Origin of the sequence: Sulfidibacter corallicola (genome assembly GCF_017498545.1) — a bacterium.
Lineage (GTDB): Bacteria > Acidobacteriota > Holophagae > Acanthopleuribacterales > Acanthopleuribacteraceae > Sulfidibacter > Sulfidibacter corallicola.
The window spans coordinates 8,773,823-8,798,870 of the sequence record NZ_CP071793.1 but is presented as its reverse complement, the minus strand read 5'-3'; the positions used below and the strand labels follow the sequence as shown (position 1 = coordinate 8,798,870).

At 60.6% G+C, this 25,048-nt stretch carries 16 protein-coding genes; 6 read left to right on the top strand and 10 right to left on the bottom strand.

Annotation, left to right across the window (positions count from 1 at the left end):
* The first annotated feature begins 151 nt into the window (after positions 1-151).
* A complete protein-coding gene (locus tag J3U87_RS26760; RefSeq protein ID WP_237378854.1) occupies positions 152-2,338 on the top strand; it encodes a VWA domain-containing protein in 2,187 nt (728 codons plus the stop codon).
* A 205-nt stretch (positions 2,339-2,543) separates the two neighbouring features.
* On the opposite strand, the gene J3U87_RS26755 is transcribed toward J3U87_RS26760, so the two are convergent.
* The 5 genes from J3U87_RS26755 to J3U87_RS26735 form a co-directional block, all read right to left on the bottom strand.
* Positions 2,544-2,759, bottom strand: coding sequence for a C1orf53 family protein (locus J3U87_RS26755; protein ID WP_237378853.1), 216 nt, complete (start codon positions 2,757-2,759; stop codon positions 2,544-2,546).
* Between the two features lie 111 nt (positions 2,760-2,870).
* The gene (locus tag J3U87_RS26750; protein ID WP_237378852.1) at positions 2,871-4,739 is read right to left on the bottom strand and encodes a lytic transglycosylase; all 1,869 of its coding nucleotides are present in this window, start codon (positions 4,737-4,739) and stop codon (positions 2,871-2,873) included.
* Between the two features lie 250 nt (positions 4,740-4,989).
* On the bottom strand, positions 4,990-6,180 hold the full coding sequence (locus J3U87_RS26745; RefSeq protein ID WP_237378851.1) for a hypothetical protein: 1,191 nt from the start codon (positions 6,178-6,180) through the stop codon (positions 4,990-4,992).
* A gap of 331 nt (positions 6,181-6,511) precedes the next feature.
* Positions 6,512-6,799: a glutaredoxin 3 gene (grxC, locus tag J3U87_RS26740; RefSeq protein ID WP_237378850.1), complete on the bottom strand. Its 288-nt coding sequence runs from the start codon at positions 6,797-6,799 to the stop codon at positions 6,512-6,514.
* A gap of 167 nt (positions 6,800-6,966) precedes the next feature.
* Positions 6,967-9,138, bottom strand: a complete 2,172-nt coding sequence (locus J3U87_RS26735; protein ID WP_237378849.1) for a CRTAC1 family protein — start codon at positions 9,136-9,138, stop codon at positions 6,967-6,969.
* A 463-nt stretch (positions 9,139-9,601) separates the two neighbouring features.
* Here J3U87_RS26735 and J3U87_RS26730 point away from each other — a divergent pair, with 463 nt between their 5' ends.
* Entirely contained in the window at positions 9,602-9,973 is a 372-nt protein-coding gene (locus J3U87_RS26730) for a VOC family protein (RefSeq protein ID WP_237378848.1), read from the top strand.
* 1,727 nt (positions 9,974-11,700) lie between these two features.
* On the opposite strand, the gene J3U87_RS26725 is transcribed toward J3U87_RS26730, so the two are convergent.
* On the bottom strand, positions 11,701-12,330 hold the full coding sequence (locus J3U87_RS26725) for a protein-L-isoaspartate(D-aspartate) O-methyltransferase (RefSeq protein ID WP_237378847.1): 630 nt from the start codon (positions 12,328-12,330) through the stop codon (positions 11,701-11,703).
* 276 nt (positions 12,331-12,606) lie between these two features.
* Between J3U87_RS26725 and J3U87_RS26720 the strand changes: the two genes are divergently transcribed.
* From J3U87_RS26720 to J3U87_RS26705, 4 genes are all read left to right on the top strand, one after another.
* Positions 12,607-13,386, top strand: coding sequence for a sporulation protein (locus J3U87_RS26720; RefSeq protein ID WP_237378846.1), 780 nt, complete (start codon positions 12,607-12,609; stop codon positions 13,384-13,386).
* A 95-nt stretch (positions 13,387-13,481) separates the two neighbouring features.
* Entirely contained in the window at positions 13,482-14,330 is an 849-nt protein-coding gene (locus J3U87_RS26715) for a queuosine precursor transporter (RefSeq protein WP_420038327.1), read from the top strand.
* A gap of 352 nt (positions 14,331-14,682) precedes the next feature.
* Positions 14,683-15,285, top strand: a complete 603-nt coding sequence (locus J3U87_RS26710) for a hypothetical protein (RefSeq protein WP_237378844.1) — start codon at positions 14,683-14,685, stop codon at positions 15,283-15,285.
* A 243-nt stretch (positions 15,286-15,528) separates the two neighbouring features.
* Entirely contained in the window at positions 15,529-18,699 is a 3,171-nt protein-coding gene (locus J3U87_RS26705; protein ID WP_237378843.1) for a hybrid sensor histidine kinase/response regulator, read from the top strand.
* A 24-nt stretch (positions 18,700-18,723) separates the two neighbouring features.
* Here J3U87_RS26705 and J3U87_RS26700 read toward each other — a convergent pair whose 3' ends face one another.
* From J3U87_RS26700 to J3U87_RS26685, 4 genes are all read right to left on the bottom strand, one after another.
* A complete protein-coding gene (locus J3U87_RS26700) occupies positions 18,724-19,431 on the bottom strand; it encodes a DNA alkylation repair protein (protein WP_237378842.1) in 708 nt (235 codons plus the stop codon).
* Between the two features lie 33 nt (positions 19,432-19,464).
* Entirely contained in the window at positions 19,465-21,681 is a 2,217-nt protein-coding gene (locus J3U87_RS26695; protein WP_237378841.1) for a molybdopterin cofactor-binding domain-containing protein, read from the bottom strand.
* Entirely contained in the window at positions 21,678-22,148 is a 471-nt protein-coding gene (locus J3U87_RS26690; protein WP_237378840.1) for a (2Fe-2S)-binding protein, read from the bottom strand. Before J3U87_RS26690 ends, J3U87_RS26695 begins: the two co-directional genes overlap by 4 nt.
* Positions 22,149-22,332: 184 nt before the next feature.
* Positions 22,333-24,861 carry a serine/threonine-protein kinase gene (locus J3U87_RS26685; protein WP_237378839.1) on the bottom strand — a complete coding sequence of 843 codons (2,529 nt, stop codon included), beginning with the start codon at positions 24,859-24,861 and terminating at the stop codon, positions 22,333-22,335.
* Positions 24,862-25,048: the final 187 nt, after the last annotated feature.

Below are 25,048 nucleotides of genomic sequence, written 5' to 3'. Positions count from 1 at the left end.
GAATTAAGGGACTTGGCCCGGTCTGGCGTTGTTAGCATATAGCGGTTCAATCACAGCGATTTGCATCGCGTCGGGGTCGACCCCTCGTTGGTTCCGAATCTGACTTGGTTTTGAATGACTTTCACCGTCTCAGTCCGCCCTTGAGGTGATCATGTCCCTGTTCTTTTCTCTGTGCTCGCTCCTTTTTCTGGCTCCCATCGCGCCGGAGCAACCCACCGCCGCGACGACCGACGATCCCGCCGCCTTTTCGATCATCCACTTTGTCGATCTCCATGCGACGGCCACCGATTCGGAACTGATCGTCACCGGCACCTTGGAACCCTTTCTCTCCATGGACGACATGGAACGCGAAGAATTGGGCCTTCCCAAATCCCTGCAATACGGCCTGCTGGACGGGGTATTGCGGCAAATGTGGCTGTGCCTGCTTCACGTGGATCGCGAGCGCGCCTCCGTCTTCCCCCAGCCCCTGACCGAACCCAAGGTGTTCTACGACCTGCCCTACCAACTGGCATTGCGTCACCTGACCGGCAAACCGATCCAACGCCTGCGCAACCGGGTTTCGATCGGGCTTTCCACCAAGCCGGGCTACGCGTTCGTGGCGCGAAAAGACGATCACCGCACGATCCCCCTGAAAGACCTGAACGGGTACCTGGACTTCGTCAAGGCCATCTTCTTTCCGGAAGGCGAAGTGCGCTGCAGCCTACCCGGTGCAGATCACTTCCTGATGGAACTCTCCTTCATCACGCCCTTCACGCCGACCAGCGAGCGCCGGGAAATCATTCACGCGGTGGCGGGATCCGGCTCGGTCTGGCATCGCAACGATCCGGATCGGCGACCCCACATGCTGGGTACGGCGCACTTCGAATGGCAGGGCACGGCCCTGCTCCAGACCAGCGCCTTTCACCTCAAGCACTATCGCAAGACCCTGAAGCTGTTGATCTCGGGCCTGGATCATTACGAGCGAGGGAACAAGAGCGCCGCGGAACGCGACCTGGAAGCCTACCTGGCGCGATGTCCGGCGGAGCCCACGGCCCTGGCGACCTTGGCCGAAATCTACAGGACGACCGGTCGCATTCATCGAGCCCACGAACTGCTGGTGCGCAACATCGCCGTCGTGGCGCCCAACGAACGGGCCCGCAAGGTCTTGGAACGCATTACGGGCAAACTGGACTCGCATCGTTCCACGTTGCTGGCGCGGCGTCACACCTTCAAACAGGAGCCCCGTTTGAAGCCGACGGTGCTCAGTCCCCGCTCGGGCGACCTGGTCGGCGGCGAGGTTTCGGTTCGCATCGAAGGTCCCAGCTCGCCGTCGCGGCTGTTGAGCATGGACCTCTACGTGAACGACGAACTGGTGCGCGAATTCAGCTCCCCGCCGTTCCAACATCGCCACAAGTTCCACAAACAGTACGGTCGGCAGCAATTGCGCGCCGAGGCCTTCTTCTACGACGAGACCCGGGCGGTCACCACCACCGAATTCAAGGCGGTTCCCCTCGAAGTGGAGGAACAGGTGAACCTGGTGACCATTCGCGCCATCGTGACCCAGGGCGGGCGACGTTTGCTACGGAACCTGAAATCCCTGGATTTCATGGTGCTCGAACGCGGAAACGCACGTCCGATCGAACGGTTTCGCCGCAACGAGGCGCCCCTGAACGTGGTGTTCCTGCTGGACACGTCGGCTTCCATGGGCGGCCCGAAACTGTTCAGCACCCAGTTCGCGGTCAACACCTTCATCGAGCAGCTCGGGCCCAAGGATCGGGTGGCGGCCTACACCTTCGACCAAAAGGTCATGCGGCTGTTCGATTTCACCGAACCCTCGGCCACCCCCGAGGGTAAGTTGTTCACCCTGGCGCCCCAATCGGCCACGGCCCTGAACGACGCGATCTACGTGGCCCACGAGCAGTTGATGGCGCGATCCGGGACCAAGGTCATCATCCTGGTATCCGACGGCTTGAATACGATGTCGACCGTGGTGGACGAAAGCCTGCGCGAAATGCTCAGCGGATCACCGGTGATGCTGTACGCGCTGTATTTCAACGAGGAGCGCTTGCCGAAATGGGATCGCTCGGGCTTTTCGTTCTTGGAGGAATTGGCGGGGCTGACCGGCTGTATGGCCACCGAAATACGGGATTTCCGACACATGGATCGCGACTTCCTGCGGATCTACCACGAGTTGCGATCGTACTACCTGCTAAATTTCTACACCCGCCAGAACAAGCTGGAGCCCGATAGTCTGGACCTGTTCATCAAGAAGCCCAATACCCAGGCGCGCTTTCGTCCGTTCCTCGGGGATCTGGACGAAATCTACGGTGAAAACCAGACGGCCCAGCAATCGGATTAGGGTCTCAGGGAAGCGCTTTCTCGAGCCCCCCTGGCGCAAGGAAGTCTGTGCCCGAACCACACGGATTGACACGAATCAAATCATCGATCTCGATTGTCGAGAGTTACTCCGTGTTCGGCAGGCCCATTCGCTGGATGTGCTACCGAGGGAACTTCTCGGCTGAATCACTTCGGCAAGTTCCTCCGGCAGGCTTTCCACCCCTGTCCTAGATTCCTTTCGGCTGATGGGTGAGATATGCGGCCGCGACGTGGCGGTTGTTCTTTTGGGCCCGCGGCTCGAACGGGCAGTGACGGCACCCATTTCCGCAACAAAAACCACGACTCATGTGGAAGCGCTCGGTGAAGACCGTGTATCCCTCCGGCGTCAAGTACCGGTCGCTGCTCAATCTCTCGAACAGCGACGGGATGTCCTCTCTGTCCATGTCACCCTCCACCTCGGGAAATCCGTATGCACCGCGCGCGGCTCCCAAGTCTAACACCGGAACCCCTTCGCAAACAGGGGCGCTGTCGCGTGCAGAACGGCGAATTCGAGATCAGGGCACGACCAGCGCCTGGTTGGGATAAATCTTGTCGCGTTTGCTCATGTTGTTGGCGCGCAACAGCTTGGTGAGCGAGACGCCCAGCTTCTTGGCGATCTTGGCCATGGTATCGCCGCGCTGCACGCGGTACTGCTTGCTTGCCGAACCCTGTTGAATCTTCAGGGTCTGGCCCAGGCTCAGACGGCTGCTGCTGAGCTTGTTCCAACTCTTGATCTTGCCGATGGTGGTGTTGTACTGACCCGCGAGGCGCCACAGGTTGTCGCCCGAACGCACCTTGTGGGTGACCCAGCTCCCGCTCGAGGCGGCGACGGTGGGTGGCGGCAGTTTCACGCCGCGACCGGGAACCTTCAACTTCTGACCCGGCCAAATGCGGTTCTTGTTGTTCATCTTGTTGGCGGCCACGATGCGACCGATGGTGGTCTTGTACTTCTTGGCGATGGTGTACAGACTCTCGCCGCGGCGAACGCGGTGAACCACGTAGGCGTCGGCGGGCAATTCCCCGGCGGGGATCTCGGCAAGCGCCGTGACGGCCTGCTCGGCGTAGGTCGGCGGTACTCGCAGATTGTAGGTCACGTCCGGCGTGAGGCCGTAACGCAGCTCGGGATTCAGCTTCTTCAGGCTCTTGGCCGGCAGGCCCAGGCGCCGTTCGACCTCGGAAAGATACAGGGGCCGATCGACCTTGACGATCTCGAAATTCATGGGCGCGTCGAGTTCGGGCAAATCGAAGCCGTATTTGGCGGGATCCTCCAAAATGGCCAGCGTCGCCAGAAAGCGCGGCACGTAGCGCGCCGTCTCGCGCGGCAGTTGTTCGTACAGGTCCCAGAAATTGTCGAGGTAGTTGAGGCGCTGCCCGTTGATCACACGCTGGACACGTCCCTCGCCGCAGTTGTAGGCGGCCAGGGCCGTCAGCCAATCGCCGAACAGGTTGTGGAGATCCTGCAGGTAGGCGATGGCCGAATTGGTGGCCTTGATCGGGTCCATGCGTTCGTCGATATAGCGGTTGCGTTCCAGCCCGTAGCGGTAACCGGTCGAGGGGATGAACTGCCAAAGGCCCAGCGCCCGCGCCCGGGAAAGTGCGTTGGTCTTGAAGCCGCTTTCGATCAGGGCCAACCAGATCAACTGCTGGGGCATGCCGTTTTCGGCCAGGACCTTTTCGACCATGGGTCGATACATGCCCGACCGCTTGTAGGATGCGAGGAAGAATTTCCGTTCGCGCGTCTGGAAACTGCGGATCTCGCGCTCCACGTGTTCGTTGATGACGATGGGGATCGACTTCTTCAGATCACCCACCGAAGTGGTTCGGCTTGCGTAGATCTCCACCACCCGGCGCGAAATCAGGTATCGCAGGTCGTCCTTTTCCTGGAGAATCTCGGGATTTTGCCGTTCGTCGATGCCCAAAATCAAGGTGTAGGCGTTGTCCAATTCGCTCAGGGCCGCCTCGAGCTCGCCGGATTTCCAAGCCTCCTGGGACAACTGGTAGGCGCCCAAGGCCTGTTCCAGCATCTGGCGTGGCGTCAGCGACTCCTCTGGCTCCCCTTCGCCGGCGGCATGATGGTGATGCGCGTCCGGTTGAAATGCGGTCGCATCTTCAGGCTCGCCCTGATTCGCCAGAAGCGACGGATCGTCGCTGGTAGGTAGCGGGACGGAGTCGTCTTCCACATCCGCGAGCGATTCGGGTTCGGCCTCGGTCGCCACGGTCTGCATCTGGGGTTCTCGGTCGACGGGATCGGGCGGTGCCTCCGTCTGGGCGACCTGCTTTTTGGCGCTGAGGCATCCCAGGCTCAGAAAGGCGAGACACAGCATCGTGGACCAGGAAAGAGCGGACGAGTTCGAGGACGACTTGGTGGTGACACGGTAGGACAAACGACATCTCCATAACGTTGGCTTCTGCCATTTTTAGGGTTCCCAGGCGGGGCTGCAACTGAAAAAAGACGGTGATTTCCCGAGAGTGATCATCGACACCGCGTATGTCTGACACGTCTGATGGTGTCGACGTCGCTCGAATTAGGCCTACAAGCCCCTGACTACCATACAGAAAGCCCGGAATCCCTGTCCAGGTGTTGTTGGTTTGGATGACGGCTTCAGAGTTGGAGAATCATCGCGACCCGACTTCTTACGTCGTGCGTCCCTGGGCTTCGCGCACCCGCTCCAACAGGGTTTTGGTCTCACCCCAAAACCGGTCCCAGCGGTCCTGTTCTTCCTGGGGAAAGCGGTTCAGCCATTCGGGGTCGCGGACCTCGCGCCACTCCCGGCCCTGCAACATGTGAGACAGACGGTTTTCCAGCCGGTGCGACTTGATCTTGCCGTCGGCAAAGTTGCGTGCGCAGTTGTCCCGCTCCTCGCGCAGGAGGAAGAGAGCGTAGTCGCGAAATGCCGCCGAAGCCCGTTCGCCCGTGCGATGCCCTTCCTGCTGAACGCTGGCCCGCACCGCCAGGTAGGCGGCGCCATAGACCTCGCTCCAAATCCCCAGAATGCGCTGCAAGCGAGCCCAAAGGCGCTGAGAGATAGGATTCTTGGGGACCTCGGCGCGAATCGTACCGCAGAGCCCGGCCAGGTCGGCCAACGGCAAATCCTTGTGGTCGTTGAAAAAATTCTCCATCGAAAGGTGAAAAAAAGCGCGGGTCGATCCCCAGTAGTGAACCAGGAGATCGCCGCTCATCTGCAGGTCGGTGCGCGTTCGCAACACCTCGCCCAGGGCGTACTGTTCGACGTTGAATACCTTGGTCGGACCGTAGAGTTCGTCGACCAGCCATAGCGCGCGATCGAGCAACGCCCGATCGGCATAGTCCAGGCCGACGACCCCCGAATTGAACATCATCGAATCCGCGGAAATGGTGTAGGTGCCGCCCTCGGGATCCGTCAACGGCCGGCCGACGGCGTAATCCGCGATGCCCTTGTGCGCCTCGAGGATCAGGCCCTCGGGTTTGTGCATCACCGTGTGACCCGGTCCGACGCGCTCGAACAGGCGGCTCGGCGATTGCGTGAAGTAGGTATCGGTATCGATGAAGATACAGGTTCCCTTGAAGCGGTCCATGACCTCCGCCATGACGCGATTCTTGGAGCGATGAAGGTAATTGTCGGGCCCCGCCCATTCGGCCAGCCGATCCGGATCGAACGGGTGGGACACCACCGGCCAACCCGTCAGGTAGTCGAGCTTGTCGGTGGCCAGAACGATGTCGATACCGTGATCCGGCTCCTCGTTCAGGAAGCGCAGGGCGCTTAGAATGCTGAATTTGACTTCTCTCCAGTAATCCTCTTTCTCCCCGTAGATGAGGTACAGGAGAACCTTCTTGCGATCGCTCAATGTTTCCTCGTATGTGTTCCCAGGATCTTGGAAAGGGGTCTCTCCGTCCCCGCAACGGAAGGCGGCAAAAATGACGGGATGGGAGAGACGAAATCGTCCGGTAATTTGACGTGCCCTGCAACCAGTTACGTAACCACTGTGTCTATGGCTTTTATAATTCTAACACCACTACCTGCCGGAGACACCCCTGGATTCGCGAGATCCTCCCGGCTTCAGAAGGATCATACCCATTGCCAGTAGCCGCGGCACGAAAATGTACCAAAAATAATTCGGGGTCCGCAATCGTGTGGGACCCCGAATCGTTTCGGCGGGTACTCGTGCCGAATGCTGGTCAGGCGGGCGCCGCGGCCAGCATGGCATCCAGTTCGCCCTGGTGTTCCAGGCCGTGCAGTTCGTCGCTGCCACCGATCGATTGCCCGTTGATGAAGATCTGGGGAACGGTGGTGCGACCGCCGCTCATTTGGACCAGTTTCTGGCGCATTTCGCGATCGAAGGAAACGTTCACGTCGCGAAAGGCCACGCCCTTTTTGTTCAGCAAATGTTTGGCGCGGATGCAGTAGGGGCACCAGGGCGTGGTGTAGATGACCACCTCGGCCTGGTAGTTTTGTGAATCACTCATGAGACCTCCCAGTCGCGTGCCGTTTCGAATCCGAATCGGAGAAACGGACACCAGGTTTTAGGTTAAGCGAACACCAGGCGGCAACGCAAACATTCCCGTGGCTCGTTCCCGGTGCCGAGGCAAGGCGGCCAGCTTGCCCTAGGACACGCGCGCAATCCGGGCGAACCCTATTCGGTTTGGCCGGTCGACGCCACTTCGAACAGCAGGCCTGGCTCGATGCCGGGGTGGGTGCCTCTCAGGAAAAGGGCGTGAGCGGGCTGATCGGAGGTGATGCGAACGCGTCGTCCGGACAGGTCGGATTGAAAAAAGTCGGAGAACACGGCCGAAACCTTGGCGCGGGGAGCCAGGGCGGCGTCGAGGATCGCTTCTTCCAGGGCCACGCCGCGGTCGTCCAACAAGGATGCCGTCACAGCGGCAGCCCCGTCCCCGAAATTGACGAGCGCCAGGCCGTCGAACGTCAGGACGCCGTTGCCGGCAACCACCTCGAAGGCGTGGGCCGTGCTACGGCGCTCGCGGACCTGGGCCGGCGTGTTGGCGGCCAGGTCGTGACGGTACTGGATGGCGGAAACGACTTCCCGCGGGGCGGTGAGGGTGAGATGGCTGACCTTGGCATCACCAAAAAGGGACGCGAGTGCGACCCGGGTGAAGGCGGCCACATCCACATCGATGGCGGCCATCGCCAATGCCTCGCCGCCGGTGCCGTAGGCCACCACATCCACGACGGCGTCCAAGCTTCCGTGATTGCTGATCAACAGTTCGGAGTGAAAGCCGTTACCGGGGCGCGTTACGTGCGGGAGCACGCGGGTGGTGGCCGTCCCGCAGCCTTGGTTCGGCGCCTGCTCGCGGGTGAGTACCAGTTTGCGATCGACCTCGATGTCGGCATGGGTTTCCCGCGCCCCGTCGGGCCAGGTCACCGTCAGCAGGTCGATCCGCGTGGCGGCGCCCAATCCAAAGTGCGCTTCGGCGGGATTGTGGGAGACGAACTGGTTGCCGTTCCCGATCTCGCGAACCTGTAGGGTGTCGCCCACCTGGATCGTCACCCGCGCACCCAGTGCGTCGCGATTGCCCGAACGATCCTGGAGGCGAACCTTCAGGTAGTGTGCCTCGCCGTGGCCGTCGTTGCGAAACAACTTGGGGCTGCCCTGGTTGTTGGCGACGATCAGGTCCAGATCGCCGTCCAGATCGTAGTCCAGGCAGGCCACGCCCCTGCCCTGGGCGGTGTCCACCAACCCGAGGCTCGCGGAGCGCTCTTCGAACCGGCCTCCCACGTTTACGAACAGTTTGCTGGGATCCACGTCGTAGCCCTGCGCGAAGTTCCCGAAAAATCCGTTGACGTGACACAGGTCCAGATCGCCGTCGTTGTCCAGGTCCCCGAACGTCGCACCCCAACCCCAATGGCCTTCGCGGACGCCGGCCTCGTCGGTGGCATCCTCGAAGGTGCCGTCTCCCCGGTTGCGATACAACCGATTGCCGGTGGAACCGGTATTGGGGTTGCCTTCGACGGGGCTGATGGAGGTGACGAACCAATCGAGGTCGCCGTCGTTATCGTAATCGCCCAGGGCCGAGCCCATGCCGTTGGCGTCGGTGATCGGGCTGCGATCGCCCTCGACGAAGCGGCCGTCGCCCTGGTTGAGAAAGTAGGTACTGGTCTTGAAATCGGCGACCACCACCAGGTCGGGCCAGTGATCCCCGTTCAGATCGGCGAAGCCGGGGGCGAAGGCGTTCACGCCCACCAGGGCCTCGGCGATACCGGCCGCTTCGTCGATCGAGGTGAAGGTACCGTCGCCGTTGTTGCGCCAGAGGTAGCCTTCGTGCTGGGTCGTCCAAAAGGCGAGGAACAGGTCCAGGTCGCCGTCGCGATCGATGTCGCCGAATACGCCGCCGAAGGTGTCGCCTTGGGCCGTGATGCCGGTGGATGTGGTGACATCGCGGAAGGTGCCGTCGCCGTTGTTGGCCAAAAGCAAGGGTTTCGAACCCTGGATACCGCCCAGGAAGAGGTCCGGCCAACCGTCCGCCGTGAAGTCGGCGAAGACGGGGCCGCAATCGAATCGTTCTGGCAGGGCGACACCGGCCGCCTCCGCGATATCGGTGAAGGTGCCGTCGCCATTGTTGCGGTACAGCGCGTTCGCCCCTTGGCTACCGGACACGAAGAACAAATCCTCGTCGCCGTCGCGATCCACATCGGCGACCGCCACGCCGCCGGAGATGTATTCGGGCTCCGTGTTCCCCGAATAACGATGTTCGAACCGGATTCCCGCCGATTCGGTCACCTCGGTGAAGGTCCAGGATTCACCGGTTCCCTGCCACAGCAGAAAGCCGGCAAGCAGCAAGCACGTCATGGGATTCTCTCCAATGGTATGTGGCGGAACGAACTGGTGGGGAGGGGTTTCCGAACCACATGCACACAAAATGAACATTCGATGGTGAATTGGCAGTCATCATGCGGGAAATTCGGCAACATGGCAAGCCAAGGGTTTCGTAAAAATCGGCCGGAGCGCGAAAAAAACGGCACTTTCCCAACGAATGCAACCAATCAGGCCCCGTTCCACCGGGACCGGAGATTTTTTTCAAGGGAATCGAAGAGCGGTGTCTCGATCGCCGAGATTCGATCGTCGAGGGGGTATAGCGAGTACCTATCCCGAAGCGCCGCCATCTCTCGATCGTCTCCAGGTGGTGCGGGACCGACACCGTCGCCCTACGATGGTTCCCGAAATGTCACAAGTCATTTTTCCACAGTGGCATGAACGTAGCTCAAGCGCCGTTTCCGGATGGGTACTCGCTAGAATATTCCGGAGGTTTCTCATGTCTCAAACGAAGTTGTTGAATTGGTTCGAAATCCCCACCGAAGATCTGGATCGCGCCTCGAAATTTTACAGCGAGGTCTTCGACCTGGAGTTGCAACCGGTGGATTGGCCGGACATGCGCATGGCCTTTTTCCCCGCGGACCAAAGCATCACCGGCGGCGCTCTGGTGGAAACCGAGCAGCACAAGCCGGGCGGTGACGGCGCCCTGGTGTACTTCGGAGCCAACGGCAAACTGGATCAAACCCTGGAGAAGATCGGCAAGGCCGGCGGTCAGGTCATCCTGCCGCGCACCTCGATCGGCGAACACGGTTTCATCGCGCAATTCGTCGATACCGAAGGCAATCGCGTCGCCCTGCACAGCCCCAATTAACGGGGAAGTGCCCATCCGGCGATGGAGCATTCGTCCTTGACAGGGGCGGATTGGCTGGATGGGCACGCTTTCGGGGTTCGGGCCTGGCACAGCGAATCTCTCGACATGCCGGAACTTCCTAATGACACAGCTTCGAATTGGCGCCTTTCCACGGAAGAAGAGGCTCCGCTCTTTGGATTTATGTTTGTTCGCAGCCGAGTGGCTTCGATTGGTGGAACAAGCTGTTCCACCTACAGGCCCGACGCCGCTCTCTCGAGATGCGGGAATTCCCGGATCGCGCTCTACGATGGGTCGACTCGATTCGGGTCGGGGATCCGTTCCCCTAAGATCGGCAGCTCGTCGGAGCCAACCGGCACGAGGTCCCCGCAAGCTCCCAAGCTCCGTAAAGCCTGTAGGTTGAGCAGCTTGCTCAACCAGCCGAAGCTCCTCCGACGCGATGTACCGATTCGATCGAGAGGGTTTCAATCTCGGCTTTGACCTGCACGGGAGAACGGATCGCTTCGCTCTTTGGCTCCATACCTGACCGAAACGGACGTCGCTTCGATTAGTGGAACAAGCTGTTCCACCTACAGGCCCGACGCCCATCTTAGGATGCGGGAACTCCCGGATCGCGCTCTACGATGGGTCGTCCCAATTCGGGTCGGGGATCCATTCCCCTAAGATCGGCAGCTCGTCGGAGCCAACCGGCACGAGGTTCCCGTAAGCCCCCAAGCTTCGTAAAGCCTGTAGGTTGAGCAGCTTGCTCAACCAGCCGAAGCCCCTCCGACGCGATGTATCGATACGATCGAGAGGGTTTCAATCTCGGCTTTGACCTGCACGGAAGAATGGATCGCTCCGCTCTTTGGCTCCATACCTGACCGAAGCCCCTCCGACGCGATGTACCGATACGATCGAGAGGATTTCTATCCCGGCTTCGACCTCCTCGGCAGAATGGATCGCTCCGCTCTTTGGCTCCATACCTGACCGAAACGGACGTCGCTTCGATTGGTGGAACAAGCTGTTCCACCTACAGGCCCGACGCCCATCTTAGGATGCGGGAATTCCCGGATCGCGCTCTACGATGGGTCGTCCCAATTCGGGTCGGGGATCCATTCCCCTAAGATCGGCAGCTCGTCGGAGCCAACCGGCACGAGGCTCCCATAAGCTCCCAAGTTTCGTAAAGCCTGTAGGTTGAGCAGCTTGCTCAACCAGCCGAAGCTCCTCCGGCGCGATGTACCGATACGATCGAGAGGATTTCTATCCCTATTTTGACCTGCACGGGAGAACGGATCGCTCCGCTCTTTGGCTCCATACCTGACCGAAACGGACGTCGCTTCGATTGGTGGAACAAGCTGTTCCACCTACTGGCCCGACGCCGCTTTCACGATGCGGGAACCCTGGACCTTACGACTTTCGATGGGGGTCGTGAGGGAAAAGGGCGGCTTCGCTCTTTGGCGCAATGGATTGCTGTTGCTTGGGTTGCTTCGACGCGTCGGCCCAGCGGGCCAACCTACTGGCATTTCGCCCCTCTCGAGATGCGGGGACTTTGAACTTTGCTGCCTTGCTGGTGTTCGGTAGGGGGAGAAAACCGGCTTCGCTCTTTGGCGCAATGGATTGTCGCTGCTCGAGTCGCTTCGATTGGTGGAACAAGCTGTTCCACCTACTGGCCCGACGCCGCTCTCATCATACGGGAACGCCTCGCTGGGCTGGCTTCGATGGCGACCTCGAAGATCGGGCTACCGGTTCACTCAGTGATCGCCCGTCAATGGCACGAACCGCACCGCCATGGCGTTGGTCCGCCGAATGCCGCCGTCCTCCAACTTTTCGATGGTGTGCAGGTACTGAATCCCGGAATTGGGACCGACGGGGATGATCATCTTGCCACCCACCTGCAATTGGGCGATCAACGGCGCGGGCACCTCCGTCGGTGCCGCCGTCACGATGATGCCGTCGAAAGGCGCGTTCTCGGCCCACCCGTAGTACCCGTCGCCCTCCTTGAACGAGATGTTGCGATAGCCCAGCCGGGTGAGGGTCGACTTGGCGCTCTGGGCAAGGGTCGGGACGATCTCGACGGTGTACAGGTGAGACACGATCTCGGCCAGGACGGCCGATTGATAGCCACAGCCCGTCCCGATCTCGAGCACGCGGGACTCGGGGCCCAACTGCAACATCTCGGTCATCGCCGCAACCATGTAGGGCTGGGAAATGGTTTGGCCGGCCTCGATCGGCAGCGGGCAGTCGGCATGGGCGAATTGTTTGTATTCCTCAAGAACGAATTCCACGCGCGGCACGCGTTCCATGGCAGCCAAAACCAGAGGGTCCACCACACCTCTACTCTTGATTTGTGACTCCACCATGATTTTGGTTGCTAGCGTCAAACTGCCTCCCCCCCATCGCTCGGCGCCCAGTTTTCGTTGTCGGTAACGGCATTTTATTTTAACCCGGATGTCAAGTTCGGAACCAGCGAGCGGGTTCACCGTTTTGCGGGAATCCTGCCTCGGCGAGTTCGGAGGATGACTTTCGCGACACCCACGGCCGATAAATTGCGCCCAACATAGCGATCACATTGACTACAATGAAACCGTCCCCACGGTTATGACTCATCCACCCGACAACTAAGACCCTAATACTGACGACACGAGGCAGGTTGGTACATGTCTTTTTTCAAGCGCGTTTTTTCCAGTATCGGAATCGGTTCGGCCAAGGTCGATACCATTCTCGATGGCGACACCTTTGCGCCCGGTGAAATGATCGAGGCAGTGGTACAAATCAAGGGCGGCGGCGTCGCCCAACAAATCGACGATATCTACCTATCCATTCACAGCACCTATCTGGCAGAACGCGAGGGTCCCGACGACGAGGAAACCACGGTCGAAGCGGTGGCGGTCCTCGACAAGTTCCGCCTGGCCGAAACGCTGAGCGTGGAGCCCGGCCAAATCGAAGAGATTCCGTTCGAATTCGAACTCCCGCTGGACACACCGCTCACCATGGGCAGCACCAAAGTCTGGATTCAAACAGGCCTGGACATCAAGAAGGCCGTGGACCCCGGTGACCGCGACTACATTCACGTCCAGCCGGACGACCTTCAGGGCGCCGTGTTCCGGTCCCTCGAGGAATTGGGCTTCGTGCTGCGCGAGGCCGCTTGCGAAGAGGCGAGCCACTGGAAAAACCGCCTGCCGTTTCTCCAGGAATTCGAATTCAAACCCCACGGGGGTCCGTTCAGCGGGCGGCTCGACGAAGTGGAAATCGTGTTCTTCAGCGAAGGCGAAACCCTGGAAGTCCTCATGGAAGTGGACCGTCGCGCCCGTGGGTTCCGTGGCTTCATGGACGAGGCGCTCGGTCGGGACGAATCCATGGTTCGGTTCGAGGTCATTCCCGAAGAATTGGACGACCTGACCGACAACCTCTACGAGATGATCAACAATTTTTGTTGATCGGCGGCGACCGAATCCGTCACAAGGCGGGCTCGTGGTAGGATGCTGACACACTTCCGACAACATCGTCGTGCCATCTTCTGATTGGGAGCTCGATCACCGTGTCGCCATCCACCACGCCCGTTCAACGTCCCCACCTCTCCGCCGAACTCCACGAACGCCGCGAACGTGTCTTCCTGCTGCTTGCCGGCATCTTCCTCGGGTCGATGGCCATGCTGAACATCATCGGCATCACCCGCTTCATTCACATCGGCCCCCTGGCACTGGCCGTCGGCGTTCTCCCCTACCCGCTCACCTTCCTCTGTACCGATCTCATCAGTGAACTCTACGGTCGCCGTCGCGCCAACTGGTTGGTGTTCACCGGCCTGATCGTGAACCTGGTGGTCATCGGTACGGTCTGGCTGGGGCAGGCCTTGCCGCCGATCAGCGAGGCCGCACGGCCGGAGTGGCTGCCCGAGGGATCCTGGAATCCACCGCCCTGGCAGATGCTCTCCCTCACCGAGCCGGTGCCCCTACCCAACGGGGCCGTCCTGGAAGGCAGCGGTTCCCTCTTTTACATCATCTACGCCTGTACGGCCGGCGCGGTGGTGGCCTCGATGTTCGCCTACATGGCGGCCCAATTCTGCGACGTCGCCCTGTTCCACTTCTGGAAAAAACTGACCAAAGGCAAACACCTCTGGCTGCGCAACAACGGCAGTACCCTGGTCAGCCAACTGGTGGACAGCACCATGGTGATCATGATCACCTTCGGCGGTGCCTTTTTCCGTGGTGAAAAGAAATTTGTGGAGCTGTTGGTGCTGATCGGGTCGGGCTACCTGTTCAAGATGACGGTCGCGCTTTTGGACACACTCCCCTTTTATGCCGGGGTTCATTATCTGGGTCGATACCTACAAATCGATCCCAGGACCGAGCACCACATCGATCGCGAGGAAACCACGGGCTGATCGCGAGCGTTTCGCGCGTTGTCCACGACCGGGCGAATCGGATCGGCTGCCGCGAAGGCCGCCTTGGGAGGCACCTGCCTTCAGATCCAATTGGCCCGCGATTTCGTTTTGGGTCGGAACGTCGCCCCGTGCCAGGATCGTCGGAACGCATTTAGCCGTATTTCCTCAGCGACGAATTGGTGTATATTTATTTCATATTACACATATTGTTATTTTTCATAAAGCACACCCCTTCCCTTTAGATTCGAAATAAAAAATCGTAAAATAGAGACATCGATCGATTGAAATACGGAAACTGCCACCCTTTCACGTTTCTGTATGCTCCTCGATGTTCGAGCTCCCGGGCGGGTCTATGACTGGTTTCTCGATCTTGGTTTTGGCTGTCTTCGCGACGCTTCACGCGGCGCCGGTTCCACTGGACGCATCGACCGACACACCGGCGTACACGCGAGCCCTGTCTCCCCGCGAGGGCCCGCCCGATCCCCGCGAGATCAGTGCCCGCGAGGCGCGGCTCCTGATCCGCACCCTCGATTACGTGCGCAGCATCAAACCCAAATCACCGCTGACGTTTGCGATTGTGTTCGATCCCGAGAACAAGGTTTCCAGCCAGGAAGCCGAACGCTTGGCCGAACTGCTCGATGCGGCGCCCCAAAGCGACAAGGGAAAGCTCGAACCCCTGCTCATTCCCCTCACGAACCTGAACCAGAGCCTGAAACACATTCAGGTGCTCTACCTGACGCACGGTTTGAAGCCCTTCTATACCGTGATTTCCGAACGGGCCGCCCTCTACGGCCTTCTCACGCTGAGTACCGATCCCAGTTGCGTACGTGCCAACGGTTGTGTGCTGTCCATCCAAACGGAGAGCGGAATCGATATTCTGATCAACAAGAAAATTATGAAGCGGAACCGGATTGATTTTGAAGCCGCCTTTCAATTCGCAGCCCAGTACCTTTGAGCATCTCGGGGAAATTCGCGATTTTGAGAGGACGGGGCTATCATGTGGCTTTTTTCCCCTCCCAGATCTTTGTCGACTATCATTTTTCCGTTAGAATAGCCTAATAACCCATAGCTATCGGATTGGGGTCTCCATTTCTGGGCAAGTTCCTGTTTCACGACAACCCGTCATCTGCTTTGGCCTGGCACGTACAGCAGTCAATCGGCATCTCATGCTCACCAACCCGGATCATAGGAAACTGTTATGGCCCTGAACCGGTCTTTCTTCCGGCTGAATGTCCGTTACTTACTGCTGATGGTGACCGGTTCCCTGGGAAGCTTGGTCATTTTGCTTTCGATCATGCTCGCCGGCCAGAGCAACGAGGCGCGCCAACAGGCCCTGTACTTCGAACAGGTGAGCGAAATCGTCGACGTGGTCCACGAGATGGACGAGGCCCTGGGACGGGAAGTGACGGTCGGCATGCTGACCATGGTCTCGGAGGGTGAGGAACGCCACGAGATCATCCCGAAGTTGATGAAGATCCAGCGCGAAAACGACCGGCATATCATTCGGGATTTGAACGAAATCATCCGCGTCGCGGGAACCAACGACAACCAGCAGGTGGTCGCCCTGGTGCGCCGTTTCCGCAATTCGTACATGGAGCTGCACGCGCTACGTCCCGGACTGTTGGCGCGGGACGGGATCCATCAGGCCACGTGGCTCGATCAGTTCGGCAAACTGTTCCACTACCTCCGCATGATTCGCACCGAACTGGTCCAACCGCGCGACTCCGGCCAACAATTGATTCGCCAGAACCTGCTGGCCAAGAACGCCGCCGCCCAACTGTTCGACACCACCGTCCGGGAAGGCGTGCTGTTGATGTGGATCATGAATGCGCGAGCGGAAGACCGCCATCGCGAACTCCATCGCCTGACCCTGATCCGCGAATGGGCCGATCACGATCGAACCGCCCTGCTCGAATCCCTGGAGGGCAAGGGGCTGCTCTCGCGGAACCAGGAGGTCCAACGCGCCAAAACGAACATGCTGGACCAGTTCGACAAGATGGAAGTCGATCGCCGCCGGATCTACGCCGCCGCATTGCTCGAAGAGCCCAGCTCGCTCTCGACGTCCCAATGGATGGAAAAGCTTTCGGCCGCTCTGGCCGGGATCGCGGATGTGGAGCGGGCGCTCAGCCAGCCCATTCGCCAATTGCTGACTCGCGATGCGGCCAAGGCCGATCGGCAGTTGACCGCGGCCATCGTATTGGCGGCGGTGTTGGCGATCTTGTCGCTGGTGTTCCTGTTCACCATCTACCACCGCGTGCTCAAACCGGTACAGCAGGTTACCGAGAGCATGACGATGCTCGCCGCGGGATCGACCGCGGTGGAATTGCCCAATCGCAAGTACCGCGACGAGATCGGCGACATGCTGGATTCGCTTTCGGTATTTCGCTCCAACGCCCTGCGCATGCAGCAGCTCTCGCGCGAACGCGTGAAGTTCTTCCAGAATTCGCCGCAGATGCTGTTCATTTGCGATCTGGACGGCACCTTTCGGGAAGTGAACGACGCGGCCGAACAAATCCTGGGTCGGCCGTCGAGCTGGTTCAATCCCAAACACCTGCTTTCGGCGGTCCACCCGAACGACCGCAAGAAGACGATACGGGCATGGCGCCAGGTTCACGCCGGTGACGATTTGAACGACTTCGAGAACCGGGTGCGCCACCGCGACGGCAATTACCGTTGGATTCTCTGGAACGCATCCCTGCTGCGCCAGGACAAACTGATCCTGATGGTCGCCGGCGACATCACCGATCGCAAAATGATGGAAAGCGATCTCCTGCACGCCAAGGAAGCGGCCGAAGCGGCCAACCGCGCCAAAAGCGAGTTCCTGGCCAACATGAGCCACGAGATCCGAACCCCCATGAACGGCGTGTTGGGCGGTGCCGAGATCCTGATGGAAATGGATTTGACCAAGGACCAGGAGCGATTCGTGGCCATCATCCAGCAAAGCTCGGAGCACCTGCTGAACATCATCAACGACATCCTGGACCTTTCCAAAATCGAGGCCGGCAAGATGGACCTGGCCGAGGAGGGCTTCGATTTGGCCAAAACCATCTGGTCGGTGGCCGAATTGATCAAGGTTCGCACCCAACCCAAGGGCGTGTCGCTTTTGGTGGACCTGCCTCCGGAGTGCCCACTCGGGGTCGTCGGGGACGAAGGTCGTCTGAGGCAGGTGCTGGTGAATCTGGCCGGCAACGCCGCCAAATTCACGGAAGAGGGGTCGGTCCGCATTTCGGTGCTCCCGATCGACATCGGGCGCAAACGGGTGCGTTATCACTTCGAAGTCATGGACACCGGCATCGGCATTCCCAAGGAACGGTTGGAGCAGGTGTTCGACAAGTTCAGCCAGGTCGACGCCTCGACGACGCGCAAGTTCGGCGGAACCGGATTGGGACTCGCCATATCCGTGCAATTGGTGGAAATGATGGGCGGGCGCCTGGAAGTGGCCAGCCAACTTGGCGAGGGTTCCCGGTTCTGGTTCGATTTGGACATGGAACGCGATCCCAACCACGATCGCGCCGAGCTTCCCAGCATGTCTCACTGCCAGGTGGCCCTGTGGATGGACGACCCGGACCGTCGGGCCATCATCGGCACCTACCTGGATGCGGCCTCGATCTCCTGGCACGCCTACAAAGGTTCCGAACGACCGGAGTTCGCCGATCGCGACCCCATCCTGCGTCCGTACTACCTGATCGACTCCGACGACGTGCCCAAGGATCGCCTGGGTTCCTGGCTGGACACCCTGATGGTGCGCGATCCCGGCCTGGGCACCAGCCGGCTGATGTTTCTGCACGGCGATCAGAAGGTCCCCACCCAGAAGTCCGAGTGGGGGTTGGTTCTCGCCAAACCGATCGACCCGATTCGCCTGATCGAGTTGATCCTCGAGGACGAGCCCGAGATCCCGGTGGCCGACTCGGCCGAGCCCCAAACGGGCCAGGCCGCGACGGTCGGCCGCATCGTCGGCCCCAGCGTGCTGGTGGTCGAGGACAACGTGGTCAACCTCACCATCACCGCCCACCTGCTCGAACGCCTGGGATGCCGGGTCAGCCGCGCCAAGGACGGCCGCGAAGCACTTCAGAAAATGCACGACAAGGTGTTCTCGGCGGTGCTGATGGACTGTCAGATGCCGATCATGGACGGCTACGAGGCGACGCGCCGCTGGCGGGAAATCGAGCGCTCCAAGGAATCGCGCCAACACATCGTGGCCCTGACCGCCAACGCGATGAGCGGCGATCGCGACCGGTGTATCGCCGCCGGAATGGATGACTACATTCCCAAGCCCGTCACGCTCAAGGAATTGATTCGCGCACTCGAGCCGGTCGGGATCATGGTGGCGAACCAGACCACGAGTGTCGCCGGGCAGGATGCCACCTGAGCCCGGCGACCGTTCGGGTTCGGTTCAGCAGCGCGCTTTTTTGCGTTTTTTTCCGACGCGCCCCATCGACACCACTTTTTCGATGTAGTCCGGCGCGAACGGCACCTTGCAGGCCGTGCCGCCCATGTCCACCGAGACCTTGCCGATGCGTGCCGCCACGGCGCGGGCCTCGTCCAACAAGGGCGCGACGTAGCAGCCCACGCAGATGACGAAATTGTTCATGGTGTAACGGGTTCGGTTGGGAGCCTCGGCGATGGTTTCCTCGACACGACGCATCAGTCCGCTGATCGCCGTCAGGTCGAGGTCCTCGTCGCGGCGCAGGGAGAGCAGCGCCCCAAGCGTGGCCCAGCCACAGGAAGAAACGTGATCCTCCGGAGCCTCGATCCATTCGAGACCGAGTTCCCAACCGTGGCTTCCCTCGGCCGCCACGCCGGCGACCGAGTACTCGGAAACCATGTACCAGTAGGCCTGTCGGGCCCAGGTCCGCAACAGGTCCGGTGTCATGCGTTTCGGTTCGGCGATCAAGCCCGCGAGATACATGGCGTCCACGTTGCCCGTTTCGAACAGGCGCAAGCTCAGCTCGTGATCCGCTTTGACTTTCTTGACGATTTTTTTCAGGTCACCGACCCGAACGCCGAAAATCGGCTCGCGGGCACCGTGATTGGTGTAGATCCGCTTCGTGTTGGGATTGGCGTAGCCTTCCAACTCCTGCATCACTTCGGATAGTTGCATCCTGAACCTCTTGGATTGTGAATGATGGCGTCCTCACACGCGGGCGGGTCGCACGGGGAGTCGATCCACGGCCACGCCGCTGGCGGCTTCGATCGCGGCTGCCAGCGCGGGTGCCAACGGAGGCACGCCAGGCTCGCCGATACCGGTCGGCAGGGCGTCGCTCTCGATCAGGTGAACCTGAACCTCCGGCATTTCCGGCATGCGCAGCATGGGATAGGTGTCGAAATTGCCTTGCAGCACGCGGCCTTCGCGGGCGCTGATCATGCCGTTGAGGGCGAGGGTCAGGCCGAACACCACCGCGCCCTCCATCTGGGCCCGCACGTTGTCGGGATTGACGACCGTGCCGCAGTCGACGGCCACGTCGACCCGGCGAACGATTGGATCGCCGTTCTTCATTTCCACATGCACCACCTGGGCGATGTAGCTGTGGAAGCTGTAGTGACAGGCAATGCCCCTTCCCTGCCCCTTGGGCGTGGACTTGCCCCAGCCGGCCTTGTCGGCGGCGACCTGAAGCACCTTCTTCAGGCGTCCCGTGTTCAGCTTGTAGGGACTGCTTTCCTCTTCCTTGCTGAACACCAGGTCCCGAGGTTCGCCGAGCAGATCGAGGCGATAGGCCAGCGGGTCGATCTTGGCCGTCGCGGCACATTTGTCGACGAAGCGGTTGATGGCGAACGCGTGAAAGATATTGCACACCGCGCGCAGCCAGCCGATCCGCACATGGGCGGCGGCTTCGCCGACCTCGAGCTTCACGTTGGGGACGGCATAGGGGTTGTTGGAGAAGCCCAGGCCGAGTTCGCCCTCGGATCCGTGTTTGGCTTCCGGGCTGAAGGTGGAGCCGATGGAGGGAAACACGGTTCGGTGCAGCCATGCCGTCGGCTTGCCGTCCTTGCCCAGGGCGGCTTTCAGGTATTGGACGCTGTCGCTGTGGTAGTAGTCGTGGCGGATGTCGTCCTCACGGGTCCAGGTCACCTTGACCGGTTTGCCCACCGCCTTGGAAACCGCGACGGCCTCCAGAACGAAATCGGGTTTGGATTTGCGGCCGAATCCACCGCCCAACAGGGTCACGTGGACGGTGACGCGATCCTCTTCCAATCCGAGCATCTGGGCCACCATGGTGCGCGTGCGTTGCGGCGCCTGGACCGGGGCCCAGACCTCACAGGAATCGGCTTTGACCCAGGCGGTGGCGACGGGCGGCTCCATGGAGGCGTGGGCCAACAGGGGCACGTAGTATTCCCCTTCCACGATTTGGTCCGCCGCGGCGAAGGCGGCGTCCACATCACCCTCGGTCCGTACGACGTGGCCCGGTTTCTTGGCCGTTTCGGACATCGACTTGGCAAAGGCTTCGGTATCGAAGGCGCCGTTCGGTCCGGCGTTCCACTTCACTTCGAGTTTTTCGCGGCCCTTGAACGCCGCCCAGGAGTTCTCGGCGACGACGGCGAGGCCACCGAGCGGCTTGAAGACCACCGGCGGTTGGGCCGAATCCAGTTTGATGACGTCCAGGACGCCCGCAACCTTCTTGGCCTCGTCGGCAGAAAACGATTCGATCGTCGCACCGACCACCGGCACGTGTTCCACCGAGGCGTAGACCATACCGGGTACGGTCACGTCGAGCCCGTAGCGCGCCTTGCCGTGTACGATGTCCGGCACGTCGACACCCTTGATGTCCTTGCCGATGATCTTGAAGTCCGCGTGCTTCTTGAGTTTGGGATTCTCCGGCAATTCCAGGGCGGCGGCCGCTTCGGCCAGTTTCGCGTAGGCCAGACGGCGCTTGCCGTCCTTGTGGTGGACCTCGCCACCGGCGCCGCGGCATTCTTCTGGCGGACAGGACCACGACTTGGCGGCCGCCCGCTCCAGCATCTCGCGTGCGGCCGCGCCCGCCTGGCGCAACGGTTGGAACAGGGTGCGCACGCTGCGCGATCCATCGGTGTTCTGGTTTCCGAATTTGGGATGGCCGGTGGCCTGCTCGATGCGCACCTGCTGCCAGGTCACCTCGAGTTCCTCGGCCACCAACATCGCCATCGAGGTACGCACGCCCTGGCCCATTTCGGATCGCGACACGGTGATCGTCACCTGGCCGTCGCGGCCGATCGAAACGAAGGCGTTGGGGGCGAAGGCCGGTTTGGGTTCTCCGGGCGGTGCGAACAGCGCCGCTTTGGCCGGAGGCGCCGAAACCGCCAGGGCCAGGGCCGCACCGGATCCGATACCCGCCTGGAGAAACTGACGTCGGTTCAGTTTGGTGATGCCGTTCATGGTTTGGCCCCCGTTTCCTTGGCAGCCGTCTTGATGGCGGCACGAATGCGCTGATAGGTGCCGCATCGACAGATGTTGCCGGCCATGGCCGTGTCGATGTCTTCGTCTTTGGGTTCGGGGCTGGAAGCCAGCAGAGCCGCCGCGCTCATGATCTGGCCGGCTTGACAGTAACCGCATTGAGGCACGTTGTGTTCGATCCAGGCCCGTTGCAACGGATGGTCGCCCTTTTCGGACAAGCCTTCGATCGTGGTGATGGTTCCGTCGCCCACGGCTTCCAGAGGCAGTACGCAGGATCGAACGGCCACGCCGTCGAGATGCACCGTGCACGCACCGCAGTGGGCCGCGCCGCAACCGAACTTGGTTCCGGTAAGCCCCAGCAGATCGCGCAACACCCAGAGCAGCGGCATCTTGGGATCCGCCTCCACCGAGTGTGTCTTTCCATTGACCTTGATATTCTTGTTTGTCACGAAACGCTCCTCGCTCGACTGGTGACGCACAGCCTACCGACACGGGACCAATCGTACGAGGTGGGTCGGGTGGGGAGTTCCGATGGGTCCGAAGAAAAACGGCGGTAGGCTGGACGTAGGTCGTTTGCTCCCTATTCTAGCGGGGAACGAGGACGGAATCGGAAAAAACCGGTGTCATGGCGCGTCACATTTTGTTGGGCGCTTCTTCCAATTGGGATTCGAAAATCTGCAGGCGAACACGCGCTTTGCGGGTGAACTCGCCTTCGCCGTTCACTTCGCGCAAGCGTTCATAGCTGTCCTTCAACAGCGGGCCGGCCTCCTTCAGGCGACCTTGGGCGGCCAGGCTGGCGCCCAGCACACTGCGGGTGTTGGCGGTGCGAAAATAGTTGTCGGAAAATTGCGACTGAAACGAGGCCAGCGCCTGGCGCAGGATGTGTTCGGCCTGGTCGGGATGGCCTTGGTCCAACAGAAGCTCACCCAGGTTCATCTGCACCCGCGCCACGAGGTAATGCCCTTCACCATAAGAGTTCAGCGCAACGGAAAGGGCCTCGCGATAGAGATTCTCAGCCTTCTCCCAGTTGCCGCGATCGTGATGGAGGCGGCCCAGGATCCGGTTGGCCGTAGCGAAACTCGGCTCGTTGGATGCCATGGTCCGTTTCAAAACCTCCACGGACTCTTCCAGCAGTTGCTGGGCTTCCTCGTATTCGCCGTTGGCGCGCAGGGCGTTCCCCAAGAATTGCAGGGCGGCGCTCAGGTAGGGATGGTTGTTGTCATAGATTTTTCGGCTCCCCTCCAACTGGCGCCGGTACAGCGAGATGGCTTTGTCGTACTGGCCGATCTGGTAGTAGGTCAGTGCCAGGTTTCCGGTGACCGCGATCGTGTTGCGGGCCAGGGGGCCGTACTCCTTGCGATTGTGTTCCAGCACGCGGGAGAAGGCGTCCAAGGCCTCCTCGTTCTTGTTGCTCACCATGTAGATGATGCCCAAGGCGTTGAGGCTGTGGAAGAAGCTGGGATGATCGTCCCCGAGCACCCTCGAACGGATCTCGTACACATCGCGATAATATTGCTCGGCCAGATCGTAATTGCCCAGGCACTGATACAGGTACCCGATCTGGTTCCGCACCTCCAGGACCTGGTCGTGATCCGGGCCGAGGCGTTGGGTGAAAATGCGCAACGCCTCGGTGTAGTAGGGCAAAACGCTGTCGTACATCCTGGTGTCGAAGTAGGCGTTGCCGACGTCGTAATAGGCGCGCGCAAGCTCCAGGCTGTCCAATCCGAAGGCCTTGCGGCGATCTTCCAAGGCAATTTCCAGGAGGGGCTGGGCTTCATGATACAAACCGAGTCCGGCATAGGCCCTGCCCATGGCCGAGAGCAGGTTGGCGCGCGCCCGTGGCTGGTCCTTCAAATCGTTGGCGATGCGTTCGGCCCCCTTGTCCAACAATTCCTTGGCCGTGACCGTCTGTCCCCGAGCGAGGTCGGGATCGTTGATGCTGAACAACTCGACCATGAAGTTGACGACCTCTTCGGCCGTGTCGCGTTCCTCCTCCGTTTGACGGGCCAGGTGGAGCGCGAAGGCCGAGAAACCGATCAGGAGGCCACAGAACAGACCCACGGTCACGAAGGTCCAGCGGTTGCGCGACCAAAACTTGGCGAGCCGGTAGGACATGCTCAAGGGCCGGGCGTGAATCGGCAAACCCAAAAAGTAACGGCGGATGTCGGCCGTGAGGTGTTCCACCGACGGATAGCGGTCCCGCGGTTCGTAGGCCAGCGTCTTGAGGACGATGTTGTCCACGTCGCTGACGAGACCGCGATTGAGGCGCGCCGTGTTGCTTCGCTGCCAGAAGCGCCACCCTCTTTTTGCCTGGGTCTTGCCGGTTTGGATAATCAGGCGCCGCTGCACCGCGTCGCTCGGTTTGAGCGGCCGCGTTTTGGCGATCCGCGATTCGGCTTCCATGGGATCGCGTCCGGGGAAATAGAAAGGGCGGTTGCCGGTCAGGAGCTGATAGAGAATCACGCCGAGCGAATACACGTCGCTGCCCGTGCCCAGCCGCTCGCCGCGCAATTGCTCCGGGCTGGCGTACTCGAGGGTGAGCATCCGTTCGTCCAGCACCGTGGCCGTTTTGGGCGTCATCGTTTCCGGATCCAGCAGCCCGGAAATGCCGAAATCGAGCAATTTGGGTTCGCCATCGCTGGTCACCAGGATGTTGGCCGGTTTCAGGTCGCGGTGAATGACCAGGTTCTGGTGGGCGAAACTCACGGCGCCACACACCTTTTGAAATAGCTTGAGCCGGTCGCCGACCGAAAGTCCCTGGCGATCGGCGTATTGATCGATCGGGACGCCGTCGACGTACTCCATCACGAAAAAGGGCAGGCCCGAATCGGTGGTCCCCGCGTCGTACAATTGCGCGATGTTGGTATGGCTCAAGGCCGCCAATATTTTTCGCTCCTGGTAGAAGCGCCGCAGAATGTCGACCGTATCCATGCCGCGTTTCAGGACCTTGATCGCGACCTGCTTGCGCGTATCGTCATCGCGCGTCGCCAGCAAGACCAGGCCGGTTCCTCCCTGCCCCAATTCCCGCGTCACCCGGTAGGGGCCGATCTGGCTGATTCGACCGAACGTCTGGCCGTCCCAGGCCTCTTCGGACACCACTTTCACGGCGCGCGGAGTCCAATCGAGGGAAGCGAAATTTTTTGGGTGGTCCAGGGTGGTCATGGGGTTTTTCCTAAGGTCACATTCGAAACCGCGGCGATCCGAGTTTCACGACCGACGGGTTTGGGCACGCATTCCACCCGGATACGCGGACGCGAGACATCGGACCTACCGACTCTTCTGTGGCGAATCTCACCAACTAGGGTTCCTCGAAAAAGAGAATGGGATACATGGGCCAAATGGTAAAGAT